Raw genomic sequence first — 23,604 nt, forward strand, 5'->3', positions numbered from 1 at the left:
AGGCGGATTGAATTATTCTTTATCTAATTTGTATTTAGCTAAATCCATTCCGAAAGTTAAATTTTTAACTGCAACAAGTTCATCAAGTTCAGTTAAAGATTTTTTACCGAAGTTACGGAATTTCATTAGGTCATTTTTATTGAACGATACTAAATCACCAAGTGTATCAACTTCAGCCGCTTTCAAGCAATTTAATGCTCTCACAGATAAATCCATATCAACAAGCTTAGTTTTAAGCAATTGTCTCATATGCAATGACTCTTCATCATACGATTCTGTTTGTGCAATTTCGTCAGCCTCAAGTGTAATTCTTTCGTCAGAAAACAACATGAAATGGTGAATTAAAACTTTAGCAGCCTCAGTAAGAGCATCTTTTGGATTAATAGATCCATCAGTTTTGATTTCAAAAACTAATTTTTCGTAATCTGTTTTTTGCTCTACACGGAAGTTTTCAATTGCATATTTTACATTTTTTACCGGAGTAAAAATAGAATCTGTAAAAATTGTTCCAATTGCAGCATTCTGTTTTTTGTTCTCTTCAGCAGGAACGTATCCTCTACCTTTTTCGATTGTTAAATCGAAGTTCAATTTGATTTTAGAATCTAAATTACAGATAACAAGGTCTGGATTCAAAACTTGAAAACCTGAGATAAATTTTTGAAAATCACCTGCTGTTAATTGATCTTTACCAGAAACAGAAATAGTAACTGATTCATTATCGATATCTTCGATCTGACGTTTGAAACGTACTTGTTTTAGATTAAGGATAATTTCGGTAACATCTTCAACAACACCTGAAATAGTAGAAAACTCATGATCTACACCTTCGATACGAACAGATGTAATTGCATAACCTTCTAATGCTGAAAGCAAAACTCTTCTAAGTGCATTACCAACTGTCAATCCATAACCAGGTTCTAAAGGTCTAAATTCGAATTTACCTTCAAAATCGGTTGAATCGATCATGATAACTTTATCGGGCTTTTGAAAATTAAATATTGCCATAAATTTCGACTAAGTCAATTATTATTTGTTGTACAACTCTACGATTAATTGCTCTTTAATGTTTTCTGGAATTTGAAGTCTTGCAGGTACAGAAACGAAAGTTCCTTCTTTAAGATCATTGTTCCAGGTAATCCATTCATAAACATGACTTGAATTTGACAAAGAACGTTCGATAGCTTCTAAAGATTTAGATTTTTCACGAACTGCAACTTTATCACCAGGTTTAAGGTGGTAAGAAGGAATATTTACAACTTCACCATTAACAGTAATGTGTCTGTGAGATACTATTTGACGAGCACCTCTTCTAGATGGAGCAATTCCCATTCTAAAAACAACATTATCTAATCTTGCTTCACATAATTGTAATAAAACTTCACCAGTAACACCTTTAGTAGCTGATGCTTTTTCGAATAAATTTCTGAATTGTTTTTCTAAAATTCCATAAGAATATTTAGCTTTTTGCTTTTCCATTAACTGAACAGCGTACTCAGATTTTTTTCCTCTTTTTTTAGCCATCCCGTGTTGTCCAGGTGGGTAATTTCTTTTTTCGAAAGATTTATCATCTCCGAAGATTGCTTCGCCAAATTTACGAGCGATTCTTGTGCTAGGACCAGTATATCTTGCCATTTTGAATTGTTTAAGATTGAGATTATGAATTCAGGTCTTATCCTTCGATAATCTATTTTCAATCTAGGTTATACTATATTATTTTGAGTATTAAACTCTACGTCTTTTTGGAGGACGACATCCGTTGTGAGGCATTGGAGTAACATCGATAATCTCAGTAACTTCAATTCCACCGTTATGAATAGAACGGATAGCAGACTCACGTCCGTTTCCTGGTCCTTTTACATAAACTTTTACTTTTTTAAGTCCTGCCTCAAGAGCTACTTTACTACAATCTTCTGCTGCCATTTGAGCTGCGTACGGAGTGTTCTTTTTAGAACCTCTGAAACCCATTTTACCAGCTGAAGACCAAGCAATAACTTCACCTTTCTTATTTGTCAAAGAAATGATAATATTGTTGAAAGTCGAAGAAATATGAGCTTCACCCGTTGATTCAACGATAACTTTACGTTTTTTTGCAGTTGCTTTAGCCATATTACTTATTATTTAGTTGCTTTTTTCTTGTTAGCAACAGTTTTTCTTTTTCCTTTTCTAGTTCTAGAGTTGTTTTTAGTTCTTTGACCTCTTAATGGAAGACCAGATCTATGACGAATTCCTCTATAACAACCAATATCCATTAAACGTTTGATGTTTAAAGAAACTTCAGAACGTAACTCTCCTTCAATTTTGTAAAATGAAACAGCGTCACGAATCGCTCCGATCTCATCATCATTCCAATCTTGAACTTTTTTATCTTGGCTAACTTGAGCTTTCTCTAAAATCTCAATAGCTCTACTTTTTCCTAATCCGAAGATGTAGGTAAGTGCTATAACACCTCTCTTGTTTTTTGGGATATCTACCCCTGCTATTCTTGCCATAATTATCCTTGTCTTTGTTTAAATCTAGGATTCTTTTTGTTTATCACGTACAATCTTCCTTTTCTACGCACGATAATGCACTCGGCACTTCTCTTTTTTACTGATGCTCTAACTTTCATAGTGAATATCCTTTAATATCGATAAGTAATTCTTGCTTTTGACAAATCGTAAGGACTCATTTCTAGTTTCACTTTATCACCAGGTAATAATTTGATATAATGCATACGCATCTTTCCAGAAATATGAGCAATTACAATATGTCCATTTTCTAACTCCACACGGAACATCGCATTAGATAATGCTTCGATGATTGATCCGTCTTGTTCTATTGCTGATTGTTTTGCCATAAATATATTAAGCTACTGCTTTTCTATTTTTACCAGTCTTCATTAAACCATCATAATGTTTGTTTAACAAGTATGAATTGATTTGTTGAATAGTATCTATTGCAACCCCAACCATAATTATTAATGAGGTACCTCCAAAAAACATTGCCCAAGATTGTTGTACATCCATAATACTTACAACAATAGCTGGGAACACAGCAATCAAAGCAAGGAATAAAGATCCTGGGAAAGTTATTAAAGACATCACTTTATCTAAGAAATCTGAAGTTTCAGCTCCCGGACGAACTCCAGGAATAAAACCACCACTTCTTTTTAAATCATCAGCCATTTTGTTAGTAGGTACAGTGATTGCAGTATAAAAGAATGTAAATACAATAATTAAAGTTGCAAAAACAAAGTTATACCAAAAACCAAACATATTACTAAATGCACCAACAATAGATTGTGATGTATCTGACTTAGACAGTCCAGCTACAGCTGCAGGGATAAACATAATTGCCTGAGCAAAAATGATTGGCATAACTCCAGAAGCATTAAGCTTTAGAGGAATCCATTGTCTATTACCTCCTGCCAAATCTTGCTCATAGTCACCAGTTGTTGTACGACGAGCGTACTGAACCGGAATTCTACGTACTGCCATTGTAAGCAATACACAAGAAATGATTACTAATAACCACACAATAATTTCAATAACTAACAACATTGGACCTCCATTGTTATTGGTAACTCTCGTAGTAAACTCTTGAATAAAAGCTTGCGGTAAACGAGCTAAGATACCAACCATAATTAATAATGAAATTCCATTTCCAATACCTTTATCTGTAATCTTCTCACCAAGCCACATAGCAAAAATTGTACCTGTAACTAAAATGATAACAGACGAGAACAAAAATTCAGGAGAATTAAAGCCTAGTAGAAATGCACTACCAGGCAATGTTCTGTATAAATTATAGATATAAGTTGGACCTTGAACCAGTGTAATAGCTATAGTCAACCAACGAGTGATTTGATTAATCTTTTTTCTACCACTTTCTCCATCATTTTGAAGTTTTTGCAAATAAGGAATCGCAATTCCCATTAACTGAACAACAATAGATGCAGAAATATAAGGCATAATACCTAAAGCAAAAACTGAAGCTTTAGAGAAAGCACCCCCAGTAAACATGTCCAGGATAGATCCTAAACCATTTTTAGTTTGTCCCGCTAAACCTGTTAATTGAGTTGCGTCAATACCAGGAAGCGTAACGTGTGCACCAAAACGATATACTAAAAGCAATCCTAATGTAATTAAGATTCTGTTTTTCAGTTCTTCGATTTTCCAAACATTACTTATTGATTCAATAAATTTCTTCATCTTAATAGATAAGTTATATAGTTACAGCCTCTCCACCAGCAGCTTCAATAGCCGCTTTTGCAGTAGCAGTAAATTTGTGGGCAGTTACTTTTAATTTTGCTTTCAATTCTCCTCTACCTAAAATCTTAACGATTTCATTTTTGGTAGCTAGACGATTTGCTACGAAATCTGTCATAGAAACAGAATCAGTAATCACACCATTGTCTACTAATAATTGAAGCTTATCTAAATTAACACCTTCGTATTCTTTACGATTGATGTTTTTGAAACCAAACTTAGGAACACGTCTTTGAAGCGGCATTTGTCCACCCTCAAAACCAATCTTTTTAGAATAACCAGAACGAGATTTTGCTCCTTTGTGACCTCTTGCAGCAGTGCCACCTTTTCCAGAACCTTCTCCTCTACCTAATCTTTTATTTTGATTGTGCGTTGATCCCTCAGCAGGTTGTAAGTTACTTAAATTCATAACAGTATTTGTTATTTAGCTTCTTCGACAGAAACTAAGTGTTTAACTTTGTTTATCATCCCAAGGATAGCAGGATTTGACTCATGCTCCACAACTTGTCCCATTTTACGTAGACCTAAAGCTTCTAAACCTCTCTTTTGAGAAAGAGGGCAGTTGATCTTGCTTCTTACTTGTTTTACTAATAATTTAGCCATAATTTCCTTGATTAACCTTTAAAAACTTTTTCTAAAGAAACACCTCTTTGTTTTGCAACAGTATGAGCGCTTCTCATTTGTAATAAAGCATCAAAAGTTGCTTTAACTACGTTATGAGGATTTGATGATCCTTGAGATTTAGATAATACATCGTGAATACCTACTGATTCAAGAACCGAACGAACAGCTCCACCAGCAATAACTCCTGTACCATGAGAAGCAGGAATTAAGAATACACGTGCACCACCAAATTTACCTTTTTGTTCGTGAGGAACAGATTGACCATTCAAAGGAATTTTTACTAAATTTTTCTTAGCATCTTCTACTGCTTTCGCAATTGCTTCAGAAACGTCTTTAGATTTTCCTAATCCGTGACCAACTACTCCATTTTCATCACCTACAACTACAATAGCAGAAAAACCGAAAGCTCTACCCCCTTTTGTAACTTTAGTAACACGATTAACACTTACCAGACGGTCTTTAAGTTCAAGACCACTTGGTTTTACCAATTCTACATTTTTGTATTTAGACATAATATATTAGAATTTAAGTCCAGCCGCTCTTGCGCCTTCTGCTAATGATTTAATACGACCGTGATATAAATATCCACCTCTATCAAAAGTAATGGTATCAATCCCAGCTTTTAACGCTTTCTCTGCAACTAATTTTCCAACAGCAGCAGCGATTTCAACGTTAGTACCTTTTCCTATTTCTTTTTCTCTCGAAGATGCAGCTAATATAGTAACTCCATTTACATCATCAATAAGTTGAGCATAAATTTCTTTGTTACTTCTAAATACAGATAGTCTTGGTTTAGCAGCAGAACCACTAATCGTTTTTCTAATTCTGAATTTAATTCTCTGTCTTCTTTCAGATTTTGTTAATGACATAATCTTATTTTTTAAGCTGATTTACCCGCTTTTCTTCTTAATACTTCACCCACAAATTTAACACCTTTACCTTTATATGGCTCTGGCTTACGGAAACCTCTGATTTTCGCAGCAACTTGTCCTAAAAGTTGTTTATCAAATGATGTTAATTTTACGATTGGGTTCTTACCTTTTTCAGATATCGTTTCTAAAGCTACTTCTGGAGCAATTTCTAAAACAATATTGTGAGAATATCCAAGAGCTAAATCTAATTTTTGACCTTGGTTTGAAGCTCTATAACCAACTCCAACTAATTCAAGTTCTTTTGTAAAACCTTCATTTACTCCAATAATCATATTATTGATTAATGATCTGTATAATCCGTGTTTTGCTCTATGGTCTTTATGATCAGACGATCTTTCAACTTGTACTTGATCGCCTTCAACTTTTACATTTACGTCCGAAAACTCCTGAGTTAGTTGACCTTTTTTTCCTTTTACTGTAATAATACCGTCCTTAACTTCTACAGTTACTCCAGCAGGAACTACAATTGGGCTTTTACCTATTCTTGACATCTTATTTAGTCTTTAAAATTAGTATACGTAACAAATTACTTCACCACCTACATTTAATTGTTTCGCTTGTTTTCCAGTCATAAGACCTTTTGAAGTTGAAACAATTGCAATTCCTAATCCGTTAAGGATTCTTGGTAATTTGGCAGCACCTGCATATTTACGTAAACCAGGTTTACTAATTCTTTGGATATCTTTAATTACAGGCTCTTTAGTATCTTTATCATACTTTAAAGCAATTTTGATAGAACCTTGAACAGTGTTCGTCTCAAATTTGTAACTCAAGATATAACCTTGATCAAATAAGATCTTAGTTATTTCTTTTTTAAGATTAGAAGCTGGAATTTCAACAACTTTGTGGTTTGCAGCCACAGCGTTACGAACTCTAGTCAAATAATCTGCAATAGGATCTGTATACATATGTATTTGATTGCGATTATGGTTTTCAGGAAGCACTCTGCCTCCTGAACCTTTAATCAATTTATAAACTTTTTTAAATTACCAGCTGGCTTTTTTTACACCTGGAATTAATCCATTATTAGCCATTTCACGGAAAGTTACACGTGAAATACCGAATTGACGGATATAACCTCTAGGTCTTCCAGTTAATTTACAACGGTTGTGTAAACGAACAGGTGAAGCGTTTTTTGGTAATCTTTGTAAACCTTCATAGTCTCCAGCTTCTAATAAAGCTTTTCTCTTTTCAGCATACTTAGCTACCGTTTTTTCTCTTTTCACCTCACGGGCTTTCATTGATTCTTTAGCCATATCTTAATTCTTTTTAAAAGGTAATCCTAATTCAGCCAATAATGACTTTGCTTCCTTGTCTGTTTTTGCAGTAGTAACAAATGTAATATCCATTCCTGAAATTTTGTTTACTTTGTCAATATCAATTTCTGGGAAAATGATTTGCTCTAAAACTCCAAGATTGTAGTTACCTCTTCCGTCGAAACCAGTAGCTTTGATACCACTAAAATCTCTAACGCGTGGTAAAGCAGAAGTAATAAGTCTATCTAAAAACTCATACATTCTTTCACCACGTAAAGTAACTTTTGCTCCAATAGGCATCCCTTTTCTCAATTTGAATGACGCAACGTCTTTCTTTGAAATTGTAGATACTGCTTTTTGTCCAGTGATCTTTGTTAACTCATCAACTGCATAGTCAATAAGTTTTTTATCAGATACAGCTGCACCAACTCCACGGCTCAAAACGATTTTTTCAAGTTTTGGAACTTGCATAACGTTTGTATATCCGAACTCTTCTTTAAGAGCAGAGATTACTCTACTCTTATATTCTTCTTTTAGTCTAGGTGTATATGCCATTACTATAGTACTTGATTAGATTTTTTTGAAAATCTTACTTTCTTATCTCCTTCTACTCTAATACCTACTCTAGTTGTTTCCTTAGTTTTAGGGTCAATTAGAGCAATGTTAGAAATTTGAATAGAAGCCTCTTTCTTAACGATACCACCTTGAGGGTTTTTAGCACTTGGTTTTGTATGTTTCGAAACCATGTTTACACCTTCAACTATCGCTTTATTTTTCTCACGGTAAACACGTAAAACTTTACCTTCAGCACCTTTATGGTCTCCAGCAATAACTCTTACGATATCTCCTGATTTTATTTTTAGCTTTATCATCTTAAAACGAATTAAAGCACTTCTGGTGCTAATGATACAATTTTCATGAATTGTTTTTCACGAAGTTCTCTTGCTACCGGACCAAAAACACGAGTTCCTCTCATTTCCCCTGCAGCGTTCAAAAGAACACATGCATTGTCATCGAAACGGATATAAGAACCATCAGCTCTTCTCACTTCTTTTTTGGTACGCACAACAACTGCAGTTGAAACAGCTCCTTTTTTAACGTTTCCGTTTGGAGTTGCATCTTTAATAGATACTACAATCTTGTCACCAACAGAGGCATACCTTCTTTTGGTACCTCCTAAAACACGGATAGTTAAAACTTCCTTAGCTCCCGTGTTATCTGCTACTTTTAGTCTTGATTCCTGTTGTACCATAATTATTTAGCTCTTTCTAAGATTTCAACTAATCTCCAACATTTTGTTTTACTTAAAGGACGCGTTTCGCTAATTCTTACAGTATCTCCAATGTTACAGTCGTTTGTTTCGTCGTGTGCAACATATTTCTTAGTTTTCAACACGAACTTACCGTATAATGGGTGTTTTACTTTTCTTACTTCAGCAATAACAATAGATTTATCCATTTTATTCGAAGTAACAACACCAATTCTTTCTTTTCTTAAATTTCTTTTTTCTTCCATCTTTCAGCAGAATACAATTATTGTAACTCTCTTTTAGTTAACTCTGTAGCCAATCTTGCAACTGTTCTTCTAACGCTTCTAATTTGAAGTGGGTTAGCAATTGGAGAGATAGCGTGAGCCATTTTTAGGTCAGCATATACTTTCTTAGTTTGACTAAGTTTTTCTTGCAACTCCGCTGCAGAAAGATCTTTTATTTCTGATTGTTTCATAATAAATATTAATTATGCTTCGAAATCTCTAGCAACGACGAACTTAGTTTTTACTGGAAGTTTTTGAGCTGCAAGACGTAAAGCCTCTTTTGCAACTGACAATGGAACTCCTCCAACTTCAAACATAATTCTTCCTGGTTTAACAACAGCAGCCCAATACTCAACTGCTCCTTTACCTTTACCCATACGTACTTCAAGAGGTTTCTTAGTAATAGGTTTGTCTGGAAATATTTTAATCCATAATTGTCCCTCTCTCTTCATGTAACGAGTTGCAGCGATACGCGCAGCTTCGATTTGACGAGAAGTTAAGAACATTCCATCTTCATGTACAGATTTAATACCAAACATTCCATTAGAAAGTTCATGCCCTCTTTGAGAGTTACCTTTCATTTTACCTTTTTGTACCTTACGGTATTTTGTTCTTTTAGGCTGTAACATTTTTCTTTAGTTTAAAAATTTACTTTCTTTTACGAGCGTCTGGTTTTCCACCTTTATTAAAGTTAGATTTACCTCTAGGGGCATCTCCACCTTTACCACCGCCAGTACCAGATTGTTTTTTATCCATTCCAGCAAGTGGAGAAAGATCTCTCTTTCCATAAACTTCACCTTTCATGATCCATACTTTGATACCCATTCTACCGTAAGTAGTGTGAGCTTCAGCCAAAGCATAATCAATATCAGCTCTGAAAGTTGATAGAGGAATTCTACCTTCTTTGAAACCTTCTGAACGCGCCATCTCTGCACCATTCAAACGACCAGAAATCAAAACTTTGATACCTTCAGCGTTCATACGCATAGAAGCAGCAATAGCCATTTTGATTGCACGTCTGTAAGAAATACGGCTTTCGATTTGACGAGCGATGCTTGTCGCCACAAGATAAGCATCTAACTCAGGTCTTTTAATTTCAAAGATGTTAATTTGAACCTCTTTGTCAGTAACTTTCTTAAGTTCTTCTTTTAACTTGTCTACCTCTTGTCCGCCTTTTCCGATAATAATACCAGGTCTAGCAGTAGTGATAGTAACGGTTACAAGTTTCAAAGTTCTCTCGATGATTACTTTTGATACACTAGCTTTTGATAAACGAGCGTGGATATACTTTCTGATTTTGTGATCTTCGGCAAGTTTATCACCGTAATCATTTCCACCATACCAGTTTGAGTCCCACCCTCTGATGATACCAAGTCTATTTCCAATTGGATTTGTCTTTTGTCCCATGCTGCTTAAGAATTGCTTTGTGTGTTATTGATAGCTCCAAGCACGATTGTAACGTGATTAGAACGTTTTCTTATTCTGTGTGCACGACCTTGTGGAGCTGGACGAAGTCTTTTTAACATCATTCCACCATCTACTCTGATCTCTTTAACAAATAATCCAGCTTCTTCTAAATTACCTTCACTATTTTTTTGCTCCCAGTTATTGATTGCAGATAATAATAGTTTTTCTAATTTTCTTGAAGCTTCTTTAGAACTGAATCTTAAAATGTTAAGTGCTCTTTCTACCTTCTGACCTCTTACCAAGTCCGCTACTAAGCGCATTTTTCTAGGTGAAGTAGGGCAGTTATTCAATTTTGCGAAAGCAATAGACTTATTAGCCTCTTTTCTCGCATCTGCTGTTTCTCTTTTACGAACTCCCATTGCTTCTTATTTTTTACCTTTATTTTTTGCTCCAGCATGACCTCTAAAAGATCTAGTTGGTGAAAACTCTCCTAATTTGTGACCTACCATGTTTTCTGTTACGTAAACTGGTACAAATTGACGACCGTTATGAACTGCGATAGTTTGTCCAACAAAGTCTGGAGTAATCATTGAAGCTCTAGACCAAGTCTTTACTACTCCATTTTTTCCACTTTCTATGTTTTCCTGAACTTTCTTGTCTAATTTATAATGAACGAAAGGTCCTTTTTTTAATGAACGTGCCATATCTTATTATTTCTTTCTACGTTCTACGATATACTTGTTACTCGGGTTTTTCTTAGAACGAGTTCTGTAACCTTTAGCTGGCAATCCGTTTCTTGAACGTGGGTGCCCTCCAGAAGAACGTCCTTCACCACCTCCCATAGGGTGATCAACTGGGTTCATCGCTACTGGTCTAGTTCTAGGTCTTCTTCCTAACCATCTTGTTCTACCTGCTTTTCCAGATACAACTAATTGGTGATCAGAATTAGAAACAGCTCCAATTGTAGCCGAACAAGTTAACAAGATTAATCTTGTTTCACCAGATGGCATTTTAATTGTTGCATATTTCCCGTCTCTTGCCATTAACTGAGCAAAAGTTCCAGCTGAACGAGCGATAACCGCTCCTTGTCCTGGACGTAACTCAATACAAGATATAACAGTTCCAAGAGGAATTCTGCTTAAAGGTAATGTATTACCAATTTCCGGTTGAGATTCTGGACCAGAAACTAATTTCTGACCAACTTTCAATCCGTTTTGAGCAATAACATAAGTTTTCTCTCCATCAGCATAAGCTAATAAAGCGATAAACGCAGTACGATTTGGATCGTATTCGATTGATTTCACTGTAGCTGGAATTCCATCTTTAGTTCTTTTGAAATCAATAATACGATATCTCTGCTTGTGACCACCACCCGTATAACGCATGGTCATCTTTCCTTGACTATTTCTACCTCCAGAGTTTTTTATCGGCGCTATCAAAGAGCGTTCCGGCTTATCAGTTGTAATGGCGTCATAACCATTCACAACTCTAAATCGCTGACCTGGGGTAATAGGTTTTAATTTTCTTACTGACATTTTTCTATCTTAGATATTGTTGTAAAAATCAATTGTTTCTCCTTCTTGTACTTGAACAATTGCTTTTTTAATTGCATTTGTCTTTCCACTGATTAAACCACTTTTAGTGTATTTAGTAGATCTGTCTGGTCTCACATTCATTGTGTTAACAGAAACGATAGTTACTCCATAAGCAGCTTCAACAGCTTTCTTAATTTGAACTTTGTTTGCTTTTTTGTCAACAACGAACCCGAAACGGTTTAGAACTTCACTTTCTTTGGTTACTTTTTCAGTTACTATAGGTCTAATTATGATACTCATACTCCTATTATTTACTTAAATTTTCTTCAATTAACTCTAAAGAACCTTCCAAAAGCACCAAATTATTAGTGTTTAATATTGCGTAAGTGCTTAATTCTGAGCTAGTTACGACATTAGAAGCCTTTAAATTGCGTGACGACAAATATACATTTTTATTTGACTCTCCCAACACAAATAGAGATTTTTTATTTTCTAACCCTAAAGCTTTCAAAACGTTAATGAAATTTTTAGTGTTTGGCGCATCAAAATTAAAGTCTTCAAGAACGATAATATTTGACTCTTTTGCTTTGATTGAGAAAGCTGATTTTCTTGCCAATCTTTTCAATCCTTTATTCAATTTAAATGAATAACTTCTTGGTCTTGGTCCGAAAACTGTTCCTCCACCTTTAAACAAAGGATTCTTAACACTTCCCGCACGAGCTGTACCCGTACCTTTTTGTTTTTTAATCTTACGCGTACTTCCAGTTACTTCAGCTCTTTCTTTAGCCTTGTGAGTACCTTGTCTTTGATTAGCAAGATATTGCTTAACATCAAGATATACTGCGTGATTGTTTGGTTCAATTGCGAATACTGAATCAGAAAGTTGAACTTTTCTTCCAGTATCTTTTCCGTTGAAATCTAATACTTTTACTTCCATTACTTCTGAATGATTACGTAAGAGTTTTTATGCCCAGGAATACATCCTTTAACAACAAGTAGGTTCTTTTCAGCAACTACTTTTAAAACTCTAAGGTTTTGAACTTTTACATTATCTCCTCCCATTCTTCCAGCCATACGCATTCCTTTGAATACTCTAGATGGATAAGAAGAAGCTCCTACAGAACCTGGCGCTCTTAAACGGTTGTGCTGACCATGAGTAGCTTGCCCAACACCACCAAAACCGTGACGTTTAACAACACCTTGGAAACCTTTACCTTTAGACACACCTTGTACATCTACAAATTCTCCTTCTTCAAAAATAGAAACATCGATAAGATCTCCTAATTTTTGTTCAGTTGCAAAATCTTGGAATTCAACGACTTTTTTCTTAGCAACAGTTCCAGCTTTTTTAAAGTGACCTAAAGCCGCTTTAGTAGAATGTTTCTCGTTTTTGTCATCGAAACCTAGTTGCAACGCTTCGTACCCGTCAACACCTTTGGTTCTGACTTGGGTAACAACACACGGCCCAGCTTCGATTACTGTACAAGGAATGTTTTTCCCGTTTTCGTCGAAAATACTAGTCATGCCGATTTTTTTACCAATTAACCCAGACATAAATATTAATTATTAATTACTAAAATTCCCTTCAATTTGAAAATAACAGAAATTTCCAAACAGGGAGTGCAAAAGTATACATTAAAATCGAATATACCAAACAGTTACAAAAATTAAATCGCTCATTATCAAAATTCAAGGATTCAACTTCGTTACAAACAGACTTAATTTGATCTGAAAAATGTTTTTTCACAATACAAAAACCAAATAAAGTTATTAACAATAACAATCTAAACAATTAAACCAAAAACATCGTCAAGTACTTAAAACAAAAGGCATTTCAATAAAAAACTTACTATTCAACCAAACTCAAAGCAAGAAAAATTAACATTAAAATTCAAAAGCAACCAACAAAAAAAGCGAGACATTGCTGTCTCGCTTTTTATATATAAAATATAATAAAATTATACTTTTATCTCTACTTCAACTCCACTTGGCAATTCAAGTTTCATTAATGCATCAATAGTTTTAGATGAAGATGAATAAATATCAATCAATCTCTTGTATGACATTACTTCAAATTGCTCTCTCGCTTTTTTGTTAACGTGCGGAGAACGTAACACAGTGAAAAGTTTTTTGTGAGTTGGCAACGGAATTGGTCCTGTTACAACTGCTCCAGTAGTTTTTACTGTTTTTACGATCTTTTCAGCAGATTTATCTACCAACATGTGATCGTAAGATTTTAGTTTTATTCTGATTTTTTGACTCATTTTCTTAAAATTAAGCGTTACCTTTTGCTTTTTTGATTACCTCTTCTGAAATATTAGAAGGTGTTTCTGCATAGTGAGAAAACTCCATTGTTGAAGTTGCTCTACCAGAAGATAATGTTCTTAATGTCGTTACATATCCAAACATTTCTGATAAAGGCACATCAGCTTTAATAGTTTTTGCACCATTTCTATCACCCATATCATTAACCTGACCTCTACGACGGTTCAAGTCACCTACGATATCACCCATATTTTCTTCTGGAGTAATAACTTCGATTTTCATGATTGGCTCAAGAATAACAGCTCCAGCAGCACGTCCTGATTCTTTATAACCCATTCTTGCAGCTAATTCAAAAGATAATGCATCAGAATCCACAGGGTGGAAAGATCCATCAGTTAAAGTTACCTTCAAACTATCCACAGCATATCCTGCTAATGGACCAGTTTTCATAGCCTCTCTAAATCCTTTTTCAACAGCAGGGATATATTCTTTAGGAACGTTACCACCTTTTACAGCATTGATAAATTGTAATCCAACTGGAACTTTACCATCAACTTCATCAGCAGGTTCGATTGTAAATACGATATCACCAAATTTACCACGACCTCCAGATTGTTTTTTGTAAGTTTCTCTGTGTGTTGCAGATCTTGTAAACGCTTCTTTGTACTCAACTTGAGGCTCACCTTGGTTCACTTCAACTTTAAATTCACGTTTCATACGATCAACTAAGATATCTAAGTGAAGTTCACCCATACCAGAGATAATTGTTTGCCCAGAAGCCTCATCAGTTCTAACTGTAAATGTTGGATCCTCTTCAGCTAGTTTAGCTAAAGCCATACCCATTTTATCAACGTCAGCTTTTGTTTTTGGCTCAATAGCAATACCAATAACCGGATCAGGGAATTTCATAGACTCCAAGATAATTGGATTCTTCTCATCACATAAAGTATCTCCAGTTTTAATATCTTTAAATCCAACAGCAGCACCAATATCTCCAGCCTCAATAAATTCGATTGGATTTTGTTTATTAGCATGCATTTGATAGATACGAGAAATTCTTTCTTTATTACCAGAACGAGTATTTAAAACATAAGAACCAGCATCTAAACGTCCAGAATACGCACGGAAGAAAGCTAAACGACCAACGAATGGGTCAGTAGCAATTTTAAATGCTAAAGCTGCGAATGGCTCTTTAACGTCTGGCTTACGTAAAATTTTCGTTTGATCTTCCTCTAACAAATCAGCATCATCAGGATGAATACCCTCAATACCTTCTTTATCTAAAGGAGATGGTAAATATTTACAAACTGCATCCAACATAAATTGAACACCTTTGTTTTTGAAAGACGAACCAGCAAGCATTGGAATGATTGCCATATCGATAGTAGCAGCTCTTAATGCATTGTTGATTTCTTCCTCTGTAATAGAGTTTTCATCTTCCATGTATTTATCCAAAAGATTCTCATCATAAGTTGCAATCTCTTCGATAAGGATAGAACGGTAATGCTTCACATCATCAACCATATCAGCCGGGATATCAACGATATCAAAAGTAGCTCCTTGAGTTTCATCATGCCATACAATAGCTTGATTTTTAACTAAGTCAACAATACCTTTAAAATCAGCTTCATCACCAATAGGTAAAGTAATTGCAACCGCATTGGATTTCAACATATCTTTAACCTGTCCGCACACAGCTAAAAAGTTAGCACCTTGACGGTCCATTTTATTTACGAATCCCATACGAGGAACTCTATATTGATCAGCAAGTCTCCAGTTAGTTTCTGATTGAGGCTCAACACCATCAACAGCACTAAACAAGAAAACTAAACCATCAAGTACACGCAAAGAACGGTTTACCTCTACAGTAAAGTCAACGTGTCCAGGAGTATCAATAATATTAAAGTGGTAAGGCAATGATTCTGGAAGAACTTTACCTTGCTCTGTTGGAAAATTCCAAGTACAAGTTGTAGCCGCAGAAGTAATTGTAATACCTCTCTCTTGCTCTTGTGCCATCCAGTCCATTGTTGCAGCACCATCGTGTACTTCACCAATTTTATGTGACTTTCCAGTATAAAAAAGAATACGCTCAGTTGTTGTTGTTTTACCAGCATCAATGTGAGCAGCAATCCCGATATTTCTTGTATATTTTAAATCTCTAGCCATTTCTTACGAATTAAAATCTAAAGTGAGAGAATGCTTTGTTAGCTTCTGCCATTTTGTGAGTATCCATTCTTTTCTTAACCGCAGCACCTTCTTCTTTAGCAGCAGCTAAACATTCTGACGCTAAACGTTGTGCCATAGATTTTTCATTTCTTCTTCTAGAATAAAGTATTAACCACTTCATTGCCATAGAGATTTTTCTATCTGGACGAATTTGCATTGGGATTTGGAATGTAGCTCCACCAACTCTACGGCTACGTACTTCTACGTGAGGCATAACGTTTGTTAAAGCATCTTTCCAAATTTCTAATGAAGTTTTCTCTGAATCTTGCTTTTTAGACTCAATGATGTCAATCGCATCATAAAATACTTTGAAAGCTGTAGATTTCTTACCATCCCACATTAAGTTGTTCACAAAACGCGTTACCAATTGGTCATTAAACCTTGGATCCGGTAAAAGTGGTCTTTTCTTTGCCGCTCTTTTTCTCATGTCTTTTTCTTAAAAGTTTTTAAATTACTTTTTTGCTTCTTTTGGGCGTTTAGCACCGTACTTAGATCTTCTTTGCGTTCTTCCTGCAACACCTGACGTATCAAGCGCTCCACGAACGATATGATATCTAACACCTGGTAAATCTTTTACCCTTCCGCCTCTAACTAATACTATCGAGTGCTCTTGTAGATTGTGTCCTTCTCCAGGAATGTAAGCATTCACTTCATTACCATTTGTCAAACGTACACGCGCAACTTTACGCATTGCAGAGTTTGGTTTTTTTGGTGTAGTAGTGTAAACACGCGTACAAACCCCTCTTCTTTGAGGACAAGAATCTAAAGCAACCGATTTACTCTTCTTAGTTATCTGAGTTCTTCCTGTTCTTACTAATTGTTGAATTGTTGGCATAATTAATACTAAAAATTATTATGTTTATTAAATTCCCGCTTTTTACGGGGTTGCAAATGTATAAAATAATTTTCACTATACAAACGTTAATCTATTAATTTTCAACAACATTATTTAATGGTATGTTTTTACAAACAAACGATAGATATTTGCAATACATTTAATTAAACAAAATTACTACACTTGAAACAGTTTTTCCAGACATTGTTTTTTTTACTGATAAGTATCTCTGCTTATACACAAAATTTTCATTTAAAAATAAATGGATCAGACACTACGGAAAACAAAATCATTGATTCACTAAACTACGCCACAATTCATCCCAACATAAAATCGCTTTTTAACGAAATTAAAATCACTTCTGAAAAGCTTTCAAAAAAAGGTTTTTTAGACAACAAAGTACTAGAAACTAAACCAATAAATGACAGCACATACCTCACGCTTTTTAGCTTAAAAAACAAAATAAAATACATACATATATATATAGGTACAAATAATGCTTTTTTAGATACCGATAAAAGACAAAACGACACCATAATTATTCCCTATAATGAAGTTGAAAATTATCTAAATGAAAAAATAATTAATGCCGAAAAGGCTGGTTTCGCACTTAGTAAAATTAAACTTGAAAATATTCGAAGAAAGAATCTGGCAATTTATGCTGACTTAAATTTTAAATCCGAAAAAAAACGCCATGTAAATTCAATTATTCTAAATTATATAAATAACTCTTCAAGCAATTTTTTCCCAAAAGGACATCTAAAGCAGCTTAATAAAAAATACCTAAACAAAACCTTTAACCAGCAAATCACAAAAGAACTTTACGAAGACATTAACAGCTTTGAATTTGTTACACAAACAAAATACCCGGAAATACTTTTCACAAACGACTCTACGAAAATCTATACTTATATAGAAAAAAGAAAAGCAAATACGTTTGATGGCTTTATTGGATTTTCGAATGATGAAAACAAAAAAGTAATACTCAACGGCTACCTTGATGTTTCATTAATTAACACACTTCATGCCGGTGAACAATTTTCATTATACTGGAAAAGCGATGGAAATCAACAGAAAACTTTCAGTACTAAACTTGAAATTCCATATATTTTCAATTCATCTTTAGGAATCAAAGCGCAACTGAACATATTTAAACAGGACAGCACATTTCAAAACACGAAAACCGGTATCGATCTTGGATATTATTTAAACTATAATTCTAAAATTTATCTTGGCTATCAATCTACCGAATCAAGCGATATTCAAAACACAAACAACTCATTTATAAGTGATTTCAAGAATTCATATTTCACAAGTTCTTATGAATATAAAAAAATAGATTACGAAAACAGCCTAATGCCTAAAAAAGCTTTTCTATACTTTTTAACTGGTTATGGAAAAAGAGACACCAACAATGATCCTGAGACAGCCGGTACCAGCAAACAGTTTCAAATAAACTTAAACGCTTTATATAATTTCGAAATCAATAGCAAAAATTACATCAATTTAAATTCACAAACTTTTTATCTAAAAAGTAAAAATTACATCTCAAATGAATTATTTCGTTTTGGAGGAACAAAGTCAATTCGAGGATTTTTAGAAAATAGCCTGCAGGCAAATTTTACCACATCAATTCTTACAGAATACAGATATGTAGTTTCATCAAATCTTTATATAAATTCTATTTTAGATTATGGCCTTTATCAAGATTTAACAAGCTCAATTAATCGTCAAAAAATAAGAAAATTAATCGGCTTAGGAGTAGGCACAGCAATACAAACACCCAACGGAATCATCAATATAAATCTAACAAATGGTGCAGAAAAAACTGCAGAATTAAAATTATATAACACTATCGTAAATATATGTTATAATGTTAAATTTTGATGTTTGTAAAGAAAACATTACCAAAAGATTTGTTTTATTAACAAATTATTATGAATTTAGTTAAACTAATTCAAAATAATTTGTTAATTATGAAACCAAAATGCTACAAATTTTTAGTACTAATATTAGTACTAATTGCGCAAGTAACCATCGCGCAAGAAAGAGTTGTTTCGGGTACCGTTACTGATGAATCAGGCCTCCCTCTCCCGGGCGTAAGTGTCTTATTGAAAGGAACAAACACTGGAACACAAACTGACTTTGACGGAAAATATTCGATTAAAGCTACACTAAGCCAAACATTAGTTTTTAGCTATATTGGCACGACGTCTCAAGAAGTTAAAGCTAGTTCCACAAATGTTAATATTAAATTAACAGGAACAGCACAGCAATTAGAAGGAGTTGTTGTTACAGCCTTAGGTTTATCAAGAGAAAAGAAATCTCTTGGGTACGCAACACAAGAAGTAAAAGGAGAGAATTTAGCGGCTGTAAAAAGCGACAACTTTGTAAATGCTATTTCTGGAAAAGTTTCGGGCGTACAAGTTAAAAGAACAACAAACTTTGGAGGATCAACCAACATTGTTATTAGAGGAAACTCATCTTTAACCGGAAACAATCAGGCTTTATTTGTAATAGACGGTGTACCAGTAAGCAATAACAACTCCAACTCGAGAGACCAAGAGCAGTCTGGAGCAGGTTACGATTATGGCAGCGCTGCATCTGACATTAATCCAGAAGATATCGAATCAATAAACGTACTTAAAGGCTCGGCAGCAAGTGCACTTTACGGATCACGCGCTGCAAATGGAGTTGTTGTAATAACAACAAAAAAAGGAAACAAGAAAAGTAAAGGATATTCTATTACTATTAATTCAGGAATAACAGTTGGCTCCATTGATAAAAGTACTTTTATAAAATATCAAAATCAATATGGCGGCGGATACGGACCTTATTATGGTCCTGACGAGGATTCCTATTTAGATCATATTGACATCAATGGAGACGGCGTTTTAGACAATGTTACCCCATTAACAGAAGATGCCTCTTACGGACAAGCATTTGACCCTAATTTATTAGTGTATCAATGGGATGCTTTCTATCCGGAATCTCCAAACTACATGAAAGCTACTCCGTGGCAAAGTGCTAAAAACGGCCCAATAACTTTTTTTAAAAAACCAGTTGCACTTACAAATTCCATATCGATAGACAAAGGTTTAGAAAATGGTTATTTAAGATTAGGCTTTAACAACCTTGATCAAACCGGGCTTTTACCTAATAGCTCGTTAAAGAGAAATACTTTAACATTAAATGCCTCAACTCTTATTAACGACAGGTTAACAGTATCCGGCTATGGAAACTTTACCAAAACAAGCACTATAGGACGAAATAGTACCGGATACAATGACAACATTGCCGGTAACTTTAGACAATGGTGGCAAACTAATGTTGACATTCAAGGCTTAAAACAAGCTTACGACCTAACAGGAAGAAACATAACATGGAATCCTAAATCATATACAAATCCTACTCCAGCATTCTGGGACAATCCTTATTTTCAACGTTACGAAAACTACGAATCAGACAGCAGAAATAGATTTATTGGTAATGCTTCTTTAAACTATAAAATAACAAGCTGGCTTGATGCATTTGGTAGAGTTTCTGTTGACACCTATGACGAAATACAAGAAGAACGAAGAGCCATAGGTAGTGTAGCGGTTAATTTTGGTATTGGAACCGGTGGAGGCGATGGATCTATTAACAGAAACCCGGCATCTTCAGGATACTCAAGAAAAAACATTGGTTTTAGTGAGTACAATTATGATTTCATGTTAAACTATAATACAGATATTACACAAAAACTAAACCTTAAGGGAGTTGTTGGGGTAAACATCAGAAGAAGTTATTACAGTTCTATTTTTGCGGCAACCAATGGCGGTCTTGCAATACCAAAACTTTATGCTTTACAAAATACTGTCAGCCCATTATTGGCACCTATTGAAAGAGATGAATCTATTGGCGTAGATGGAATATACGGAAGTGCTTCTTTTGGATATGAAGATTATTTATTCCTTGAAGGGACAATAAGAAGAGATCACTCTTCAACTCTTCCAGAAGCAAACAGTTCTTACTACTACCCTTCAGTTTCATCAAGTTTTGTATTCTCTAAATTTGTACAAGCTGACTGGTTGTCATTTGGAAAAGTCAGACTTAATTATGCTGAAGTTGGAAACAGCCCAGGTTTCGACAGAGTATTAGATACTTATAATGTTAATACAGCATTTGGAGCAGCATCTGCTTCTGTAAAAGACACTAAAAATAATCCGAATCTAAAACCAGAACGCACAAAAAGTTATGAGGCAGGTTTAGAACTTTCTTTCTTTAAAAAGAGACTAGGACTTGATTTCTCCTATTACAAATCAAATTCAATTGACCAAATCATCCCTTTAAGACTAACAGCATCTACAGGATATCTATACGAATTAATTAATGCCGGTGAAATAGAGAATAAAGGAATTGAAATTTCCTTAAATGGTACTCCCGTAAAAACAGATAATTTTTCATGGGATATTAATCTAAACTTCGCACGTAACAGAAATAAAGTAGTAGACCTTCTAGACGGAATTGACAACTTACAATTGGGATCATTCCAAGGTGGTGTTACAATAAATGCGGCAGTTGGACAACCATACGGCGTAATTTATGGAACTCAATATACTTATTTAAACGGCCAAAGAGTTGTTGATCCTGCAAATGGTCAATATATCAAAACTTCAACTTCTGACAATAAAATTGGAAATGCAAATCCAGATTACACAGGAGGTTTAAATAACAAATTTACCTATAAAAATTTCTCTCTTGAGTTCTTAATTGACATCCAAAAAGGAGGACAAATATTCTCATTAGACCGTTATTATGGCCTAGCAACAGGTTTACCTGATGATACGGCTTTCTTAAATGATCTTGGAAACCCTATTAGAAATCCAATTACTTCAGGTGCTGATAGCGGCGGATTCATCAATCCGGGAGTTAACCCAAATGGAGCTGTGAATACAACCAGAATTAACGCCAGCCAATTTGGAGCACAAGGATATAGAAGAGGATTGCCAGACGAAGCATTTGTATATGATGCGAGTTACATAAAATTAAGACAAACCTCAATTTCTTATTCTTTATCAGAAAAAACATTAAGAAATACTTTTATAAACGGAATGACTTTAAGCGTTGTTGGAACAAATCTTTGGATTATACATAAAAACTTACCCGATGCAGATCCAGAATCAGGTTTAGGCGCAGGAAATCTACAAGGGTATTCAACAGGATCTCTTCCATCAACAAGAGATATCAGCTTCAACGTTAAAATCCAATTTTAAATCAAGAAATCATGAAAAAAATATTTATAATTCTACTCACTGCAGCAACATTTTCATCTTGCTCGAATGATTTAGAAAATCTAAACATAAACGTTAAGGATCCATCAAACGTACCTGGGGAAGCATTATTTACAAGTGCTCAAAAAAGTTTAGTTGACCAGATGACGAATACAAATGTAAACAACAACATTTTTCGATTAATTAATCAATATTTTACCGAAACAGTATATACTGATGAAAGTAATTATGATTTAGTAACCAGAACAATTCCTGAACAGCATTGGCAATTTCTTTACAAAGATGTATTAAAAGATTTAGATCAAAGCGCCAAAAATATTAATGCTACTCCAGTTGGTTTAACAGAAAATCCTCTAGACAAGCAAAACAAACTTGCGATCATTGAGGTTTTAAATGTTTATACTTATGCAATATTAGTAGAAACCTTTGGTAACGTTCCTTATTCTCAGGCACTAAATCTAAATTACAAAACACCTAAATATGATGATGGCCTAACTATTTATAAAGATCTTATATCCAGGTTAAACACCGCTATAGGAAAACTTAACACGGGAGGTAAAAGCTTTGGAGATAACGACAGAATTTATGGTGGAGATGTAACTAAGTGGATCAAATTTGCAAATACTTTGAAATTAAGAATGGGTATTACTATATCTGATATTCCTGCTGAAAGTGCATTAGCACAAGCGACCGTTTCTAGTGCGGCCCCTTTTGTATTTACATCAAATCTTGACAATGCCGACCTTAAATATTTAACAGCAACACCAAATACGAATCCATTATATATAGATCTCGTTGCCAGTGGTCGTGACGATTTTGTTCCTACGAATACATTAATAGACAAAATGAATGCCTTAAATGATCCAAGACGTGCAAAATATTTCGACAACAATATGGATGATCCTTCTACTCCGGAAATTGAATATATTGGCGGAGAAAATGGCGCAAGTAATTCATATGCCCAAAAAACTCACATTACACCAACAATTAAGGCTCCTGATTTTCCCGGAACAATTTTAGATTATGCCGAGACAGAATTTTTATTAGCCGAAGCAGCTGAAAGATCTTTATATGGAACTCCATCTGATGCTGAAGGACATTATAATGCAGCAATAACAGCTTCTATATTAGATTGGGGAGGAACAGTGGCAGATGCAACAACTTATCTGGCTAATCCAGCCGTAGCATATACAACTGCTGCCGGAACCTGGAAACAAAAAATTGGAACTCAAAGCTGGATCGCTTTATATAATAATTCCTTTGAAGGATATTCTTCTTACAGAAGACTAGACTTCCCTGTTTTGGTCAAACCAGCCGACGCAGTATCTGATATACCAATGCGTTATACTTATCCAATTATTGAACAATCTTTAAATAAATCTAGTTATACACAGGCGAGTGCCGCAATTGGAGGTGATAAAGTAGAAACGAAGTTATTTTGGGATAAATTTTAGATATTGATTATTTTAAG

34 protein-coding genes are annotated in these 23,604 nt (G+C 34.5%); 3 read left to right on the top strand and 31 right to left on the bottom strand.

Annotation, left to right across the window (positions count from 1 at the left end; genetic code table 11):
* Window positions 1-12: 12 nt before the first annotated feature.
* From BKM63_RS03190 to rpsL, 31 genes are all read right to left on the bottom strand, one after another.
* On the bottom strand, window positions 13-1,005 hold the full coding sequence (locus tag BKM63_RS03190; RefSeq protein WP_008464329.1) for a DNA-directed RNA polymerase subunit alpha: 993 nt from the start codon (window positions 1,003-1,005) through the stop codon (window positions 13-15).
* Window positions 1,006-1,026: 21 nt separating this feature from the next.
* Entirely contained in the window at window positions 1,027-1,632 is a 606-nt protein-coding gene (gene rpsD / locus BKM63_RS03195) for a 30S ribosomal protein S4 (protein WP_029272055.1), read from the bottom strand.
* Window positions 1,633-1,722: 90 nt separating this feature from the next.
* On the bottom strand, window positions 1,723-2,106 hold the full coding sequence (rpsK, locus tag BKM63_RS03200) for a 30S ribosomal protein S11 (RefSeq protein ID WP_012022477.1): 384 nt from the start codon (window positions 2,104-2,106) through the stop codon (window positions 1,723-1,725).
* Window positions 2,107-2,114: 8 nt separating this feature from the next.
* The gene (gene rpsM / locus BKM63_RS03205; RefSeq protein WP_012022478.1) at window positions 2,115-2,489 is read right to left on the bottom strand and encodes a 30S ribosomal protein S13; all 375 of its coding nucleotides are present in this window, start codon (window positions 2,487-2,489) and stop codon (window positions 2,115-2,117) included.
* A 2-nt stretch (window positions 2,490-2,491) separates the two neighbouring features.
* Window positions 2,492-2,608, bottom strand: a complete 117-nt coding sequence (gene ykgO / locus BKM63_RS03210) for a type B 50S ribosomal protein L36 (protein ID WP_002987490.1) — start codon at window positions 2,606-2,608, stop codon at window positions 2,492-2,494.
* Window positions 2,609-2,620: 12 nt separating this feature from the next.
* Entirely contained in the window at window positions 2,621-2,836 is a 216-nt protein-coding gene (gene infA / locus BKM63_RS03215; protein ID WP_007136545.1) for a translation initiation factor IF-1, read from the bottom strand.
* Between the two features lie 7 nt (window positions 2,837-2,843).
* On the bottom strand, window positions 2,844-4,190 hold the full coding sequence (secY, locus tag BKM63_RS03220) for a preprotein translocase subunit SecY (protein ID WP_017495008.1): 1,347 nt from the start codon (window positions 4,188-4,190) through the stop codon (window positions 2,844-2,846).
* A 13-nt stretch (window positions 4,191-4,203) separates the two neighbouring features.
* Window positions 4,204-4,656 (bottom strand): 50S ribosomal protein L15, encoded by a 453-nt coding sequence (rplO, locus tag BKM63_RS03225; protein WP_071635229.1) that lies wholly within the window; start codon window positions 4,654-4,656, stop codon window positions 4,204-4,206.
* 11 nt (window positions 4,657-4,667) lie between these two features.
* Window positions 4,668-4,850: a 50S ribosomal protein L30 gene (gene rpmD, locus BKM63_RS03230; protein WP_056068811.1), complete on the bottom strand. Its 183-nt coding sequence runs from the start codon at window positions 4,848-4,850 to the stop codon at window positions 4,668-4,670.
* Between the two features lie 11 nt (window positions 4,851-4,861).
* Entirely contained in the window at window positions 4,862-5,386 is a 525-nt protein-coding gene (gene rpsE / locus BKM63_RS23415; RefSeq protein WP_085950926.1) for a 30S ribosomal protein S5, read from the bottom strand.
* Window positions 5,387-5,389: 3 nt separating this feature from the next.
* The gene (gene rplR, locus BKM63_RS23420) at window positions 5,390-5,740 is read right to left on the bottom strand and encodes a 50S ribosomal protein L18 (protein WP_083572173.1); all 351 of its coding nucleotides are present in this window, start codon (window positions 5,738-5,740) and stop codon (window positions 5,390-5,392) included.
* 11 nt (window positions 5,741-5,751) lie between these two features.
* Complete coding sequence (gene rplF, locus BKM63_RS03240; RefSeq protein ID WP_071635230.1) at window positions 5,752-6,294, bottom strand: 50S ribosomal protein L6; 543 nt, start codon at window positions 6,292-6,294, stop codon at window positions 5,752-5,754.
* Window positions 6,295-6,312: 18 nt separating this feature from the next.
* Window positions 6,313-6,711, bottom strand: a complete 399-nt coding sequence (gene rpsH / locus BKM63_RS03245) for a 30S ribosomal protein S8 (RefSeq protein WP_029272051.1) — start codon at window positions 6,709-6,711, stop codon at window positions 6,313-6,315.
* A gap of 78 nt (window positions 6,712-6,789) precedes the next feature.
* On the bottom strand, window positions 6,790-7,059 hold the full coding sequence (rpsN, locus tag BKM63_RS03250; RefSeq protein ID WP_008464305.1) for a 30S ribosomal protein S14: 270 nt from the start codon (window positions 7,057-7,059) through the stop codon (window positions 6,790-6,792).
* A gap of 3 nt (window positions 7,060-7,062) precedes the next feature.
* Window positions 7,063-7,614, bottom strand: a complete 552-nt coding sequence (gene rplE / locus BKM63_RS03255; protein ID WP_017495015.1) for a 50S ribosomal protein L5 — start codon at window positions 7,612-7,614, stop codon at window positions 7,063-7,065.
* A 2-nt stretch (window positions 7,615-7,616) separates the two neighbouring features.
* A complete protein-coding gene (gene rplX / locus BKM63_RS03260) occupies window positions 7,617-7,931 on the bottom strand; it encodes a 50S ribosomal protein L24 (RefSeq protein WP_026727873.1) in 315 nt (104 codons plus the stop codon).
* An 11-nt stretch (window positions 7,932-7,942) separates the two neighbouring features.
* A complete protein-coding gene (rplN, locus tag BKM63_RS03265; RefSeq protein WP_007803649.1) occupies window positions 7,943-8,311 on the bottom strand; it encodes a 50S ribosomal protein L14 in 369 nt (122 codons plus the stop codon).
* 2 nt (window positions 8,312-8,313) lie between these two features.
* On the bottom strand, window positions 8,314-8,574 hold the full coding sequence (rpsQ, locus tag BKM63_RS03270; protein ID WP_007803646.1) for a 30S ribosomal protein S17: 261 nt from the start codon (window positions 8,572-8,574) through the stop codon (window positions 8,314-8,316).
* A gap of 17 nt (window positions 8,575-8,591) precedes the next feature.
* Entirely contained in the window at window positions 8,592-8,783 is a 192-nt protein-coding gene (gene rpmC / locus BKM63_RS03275) for a 50S ribosomal protein L29 (RefSeq protein ID WP_008464297.1), read from the bottom strand.
* Between the two features lie 12 nt (window positions 8,784-8,795).
* Entirely contained in the window at window positions 8,796-9,221 is a 426-nt protein-coding gene (gene rplP / locus BKM63_RS03280; RefSeq protein WP_017495016.1) for a 50S ribosomal protein L16, read from the bottom strand.
* A 19-nt stretch (window positions 9,222-9,240) separates the two neighbouring features.
* The gene (rpsC, locus tag BKM63_RS03285) at window positions 9,241-9,999 is read right to left on the bottom strand and encodes a 30S ribosomal protein S3 (protein WP_012022487.1); all 759 of its coding nucleotides are present in this window, start codon (window positions 9,997-9,999) and stop codon (window positions 9,241-9,243) included.
* 5 nt (window positions 10,000-10,004) lie between these two features.
* Window positions 10,005-10,418 (bottom strand): 50S ribosomal protein L22, encoded by a 414-nt coding sequence (rplV, locus tag BKM63_RS03290; RefSeq protein WP_007803631.1) that lies wholly within the window; start codon window positions 10,416-10,418, stop codon window positions 10,005-10,007.
* Between the two features lie 6 nt (window positions 10,419-10,424).
* Entirely contained in the window at window positions 10,425-10,703 is a 279-nt protein-coding gene (rpsS, locus tag BKM63_RS03295) for a 30S ribosomal protein S19 (protein ID WP_031456039.1), read from the bottom strand.
* 6 nt (window positions 10,704-10,709) lie between these two features.
* Window positions 10,710-11,534 carry a 50S ribosomal protein L2 gene (gene rplB, locus BKM63_RS03300; RefSeq protein ID WP_035650459.1) on the bottom strand — a complete coding sequence of 275 codons (825 nt, stop codon included), beginning with the start codon at window positions 11,532-11,534 and terminating at the stop codon, window positions 10,710-10,712.
* Window positions 11,535-11,543: 9 nt separating this feature from the next.
* Window positions 11,544-11,834 (bottom strand): 50S ribosomal protein L23, encoded by a 291-nt coding sequence (gene rplW, locus BKM63_RS03305; RefSeq protein ID WP_012022489.1) that lies wholly within the window; start codon window positions 11,832-11,834, stop codon window positions 11,544-11,546.
* Window positions 11,835-11,841: 7 nt separating this feature from the next.
* Window positions 11,842-12,471, bottom strand: a complete 630-nt coding sequence (gene rplD, locus BKM63_RS03310) for a 50S ribosomal protein L4 (protein ID WP_057124293.1) — start codon at window positions 12,469-12,471, stop codon at window positions 11,842-11,844.
* Window positions 12,471-13,088, bottom strand: coding sequence for a 50S ribosomal protein L3 (gene rplC / locus BKM63_RS03315; protein ID WP_057124294.1), 618 nt, complete (start codon window positions 13,086-13,088; stop codon window positions 12,471-12,473). Before rplC ends, rplD begins: the two co-directional genes overlap by 1 nt.
* A 404-nt stretch (window positions 13,089-13,492) precedes the next feature.
* Complete coding sequence (gene rpsJ / locus BKM63_RS03320) at window positions 13,493-13,798, bottom strand: 30S ribosomal protein S10 (protein WP_007803605.1); 306 nt, start codon at window positions 13,796-13,798, stop codon at window positions 13,493-13,495.
* A 10-nt stretch (window positions 13,799-13,808) separates the two neighbouring features.
* Window positions 13,809-15,965: an elongation factor G gene (gene fusA / locus BKM63_RS03325; protein ID WP_071635231.1), complete on the bottom strand. Its 2,157-nt coding sequence runs from the start codon at window positions 15,963-15,965 to the stop codon at window positions 13,809-13,811.
* 10 nt (window positions 15,966-15,975) lie between these two features.
* On the bottom strand, window positions 15,976-16,452 hold the full coding sequence (gene rpsG, locus BKM63_RS03330) for a 30S ribosomal protein S7 (protein WP_071635232.1): 477 nt from the start codon (window positions 16,450-16,452) through the stop codon (window positions 15,976-15,978).
* A gap of 24 nt (window positions 16,453-16,476) precedes the next feature.
* Window positions 16,477-16,860 carry a 30S ribosomal protein S12 gene (gene rpsL / locus BKM63_RS03335; RefSeq protein ID WP_007136570.1) on the bottom strand — a complete coding sequence of 128 codons (384 nt, stop codon included), beginning with the start codon at window positions 16,858-16,860 and terminating at the stop codon, window positions 16,477-16,479.
* Window positions 16,861-17,043: 183 nt separating this feature from the next.
* Between rpsL and BKM63_RS03340 the strand changes: the two genes are divergently transcribed.
* The 3 genes from BKM63_RS03340 (at window position 17,044) to BKM63_RS03350 (ending at window position 23,587) form a co-directional block, all read left to right on the top strand.
* A complete protein-coding gene (locus tag BKM63_RS03340; protein WP_071635233.1) occupies window positions 17,044-18,747 on the top strand; it encodes a hypothetical protein in 1,704 nt (567 codons plus the stop codon).
* 89 nt (window positions 18,748-18,836) lie between these two features.
* Entirely contained in the window at window positions 18,837-22,115 is a 3,279-nt protein-coding gene (locus tag BKM63_RS03345) for a SusC/RagA family TonB-linked outer membrane protein (RefSeq protein ID WP_071635568.1), read from the top strand.
* 11 nt (window positions 22,116-22,126) lie between these two features.
* Window positions 22,127-23,587 (top strand): SusD/RagB family nutrient-binding outer membrane lipoprotein, encoded by a 1,461-nt coding sequence (locus tag BKM63_RS03350; protein WP_071635234.1) that lies wholly within the window; start codon window positions 22,127-22,129, stop codon window positions 23,585-23,587.
* The last annotated feature ends 17 nt before the right edge of the window (window positions 23,588-23,604 follow it).

The organism is Flavobacterium johnsoniae (assembly GCF_001879205.1).
In the GTDB taxonomy this organism is placed as follows: domain Bacteria; phylum Bacteroidota; class Bacteroidia; order Flavobacteriales; family Flavobacteriaceae; genus Flavobacterium; species Flavobacterium johnsoniae_A.

Excerpts from the sequence above, each read along its gene's own strand:
- BKM63_RS03190 (WP_008464329.1), bottom strand. The coding sequence starts at position 1,005 with ATGGCAATATTTAATTTTCAAAAGCCCGATAAAGTTATCATGATCGAT.
- rpsD (WP_029272055.1), bottom strand. The coding sequence starts at position 1,632 with ATGGCAAGATATACTGGTCCTAGCACAAGAATCGCTCGTAAATTTGGC.
- rpsK (WP_012022477.1), bottom strand. The coding sequence starts at position 2,106 with ATGGCTAAAGCAACTGCAAAAAAACGTAAAGTTATCGTTGAATCAACG.
- rpsM (WP_012022478.1), bottom strand. The coding sequence starts at position 2,489 with ATGGCAAGAATAGCAGGGGTAGATATCCCAAAAAACAAGAGAGGTGTT.
- ykgO (WP_002987490.1), bottom strand. The coding sequence starts at position 2,608 with ATGAAAGTTAGAGCATCAGTAAAAAAGAGAAGTGCCGAGTGCATTATC.
- infA (WP_007136545.1), bottom strand. The coding sequence starts at position 2,836 with ATGGCAAAACAATCAGCAATAGAACAAGACGGATCAATCATCGAAGCA.
- secY (WP_017495008.1), bottom strand. The coding sequence starts at position 4,190 with ATGAAGAAATTTATTGAATCAATAAGTAATGTTTGGAAAATCGAAGAA.
- rplO (WP_071635229.1), bottom strand. The coding sequence starts at position 4,656 with ATGAATTTAAGTAACTTACAACCTGCTGAGGGATCAACGCACAATCAA.
- rpmD (WP_056068811.1), bottom strand. The coding sequence starts at position 4,850 with ATGGCTAAATTATTAGTAAAACAAGTAAGAAGCAAGATCAACTGCCCT.
- rplR (WP_083572173.1), bottom strand. The coding sequence starts at position 5,740 with ATGTCATTAACAAAATCTGAAAGAAGACAGAGAATTAAATTCAGAATT.
- rplF (WP_071635230.1), bottom strand. The coding sequence starts at position 6,294 with ATGTCAAGAATAGGTAAAAGCCCAATTGTAGTTCCTGCTGGAGTAACT.
- rpsH (WP_029272051.1), bottom strand. The coding sequence starts at position 6,711 with ATGTATACAGATCCTATTGCAGATTATTTGACTAGAGTTCGTAACGCT.
- rpsN (WP_008464305.1), bottom strand. The coding sequence starts at position 7,059 with ATGGCTAAAGAATCAATGAAAGCCCGTGAGGTGAAAAGAGAAAAAACG.
- rplE (WP_017495015.1), bottom strand. The coding sequence starts at position 7,614 with ATGGCATATACACCTAGACTAAAAGAAGAATATAAGAGTAGAGTAATC.
- rplX (WP_026727873.1), bottom strand. The coding sequence starts at position 7,931 with ATGATAAAGCTAAAAATAAAATCAGGAGATATCGTAAGAGTTATTGCT.
- rplN (WP_007803649.1), bottom strand. The coding sequence starts at position 8,311 with ATGGTACAACAGGAATCAAGACTAAAAGTAGCAGATAACACGGGAGCT.
- rpsQ (WP_007803646.1), bottom strand. The coding sequence starts at position 8,574 with ATGGAAGAAAAAAGAAATTTAAGAAAAGAAAGAATTGGTGTTGTTACT.
- rpmC (WP_008464297.1), bottom strand. The coding sequence starts at position 8,783 with ATGAAACAATCAGAAATAAAAGATCTTTCTGCAGCGGAGTTGCAAGAA.
- rplP (WP_017495016.1), bottom strand. The coding sequence starts at position 9,221 with ATGTTACAGCCTAAAAGAACAAAATACCGTAAGGTACAAAAAGGTAAA.
- rpsC (WP_012022487.1), bottom strand. The coding sequence starts at position 9,999 with ATGGGACAAAAGACAAATCCAATTGGAAATAGACTTGGTATCATCAGA.
- rplV (WP_007803631.1), bottom strand. The coding sequence starts at position 10,418 with ATGGGAGTTCGTAAAAGAGAAACAGCAGATGCGAGAAAAGAGGCTAAT.
- rpsS (WP_031456039.1), bottom strand. The coding sequence starts at position 10,703 with ATGGCACGTTCATTAAAAAAAGGACCTTTCGTTCATTATAAATTAGAC.
- rplB (WP_035650459.1), bottom strand. The coding sequence starts at position 11,534 with ATGTCAGTAAGAAAATTAAAACCTATTACCCCAGGTCAGCGATTTAGA.
- rplW (WP_012022489.1), bottom strand. The coding sequence starts at position 11,834 with ATGAGTATCATAATTAGACCTATAGTAACTGAAAAAGTAACCAAAGAA.
- rplD (WP_057124293.1), bottom strand. The coding sequence starts at position 12,471 with ATGGAAGTAAAAGTATTAGATTTCAACGGAAAAGATACTGGAAGAAAA.
- rplC (WP_057124294.1), bottom strand. The coding sequence starts at position 13,088 with ATGTCTGGGTTAATTGGTAAAAAAATCGGCATGACTAGTATTTTCGAC.
- rpsJ (WP_007803605.1), bottom strand. The coding sequence starts at position 13,798 with ATGAGTCAAAAAATCAGAATAAAACTAAAATCTTACGATCACATGTTG.
- fusA (WP_071635231.1), bottom strand. The coding sequence starts at position 15,965 with ATGGCTAGAGATTTAAAATATACAAGAAATATCGGGATTGCTGCTCAC.
- rpsG (WP_071635232.1), bottom strand. The coding sequence starts at position 16,452 with ATGAGAAAAAGAGCGGCAAAGAAAAGACCACTTTTACCGGATCCAAGG.
- rpsL (WP_007136570.1), bottom strand. The coding sequence starts at position 16,860 with ATGCCAACAATTCAACAATTAGTAAGAACAGGAAGAACTCAGATAACT.
- BKM63_RS03345 (WP_071635568.1), top strand. The coding sequence starts at position 18,837 with ATGAAACCAAAATGCTACAAATTTTTAGTACTAATATTAGTACTAATT.
- BKM63_RS03350 (WP_071635234.1), top strand. The coding sequence starts at position 22,127 with ATGAAAAAAATATTTATAATTCTACTCACTGCAGCAACATTTTCATCT.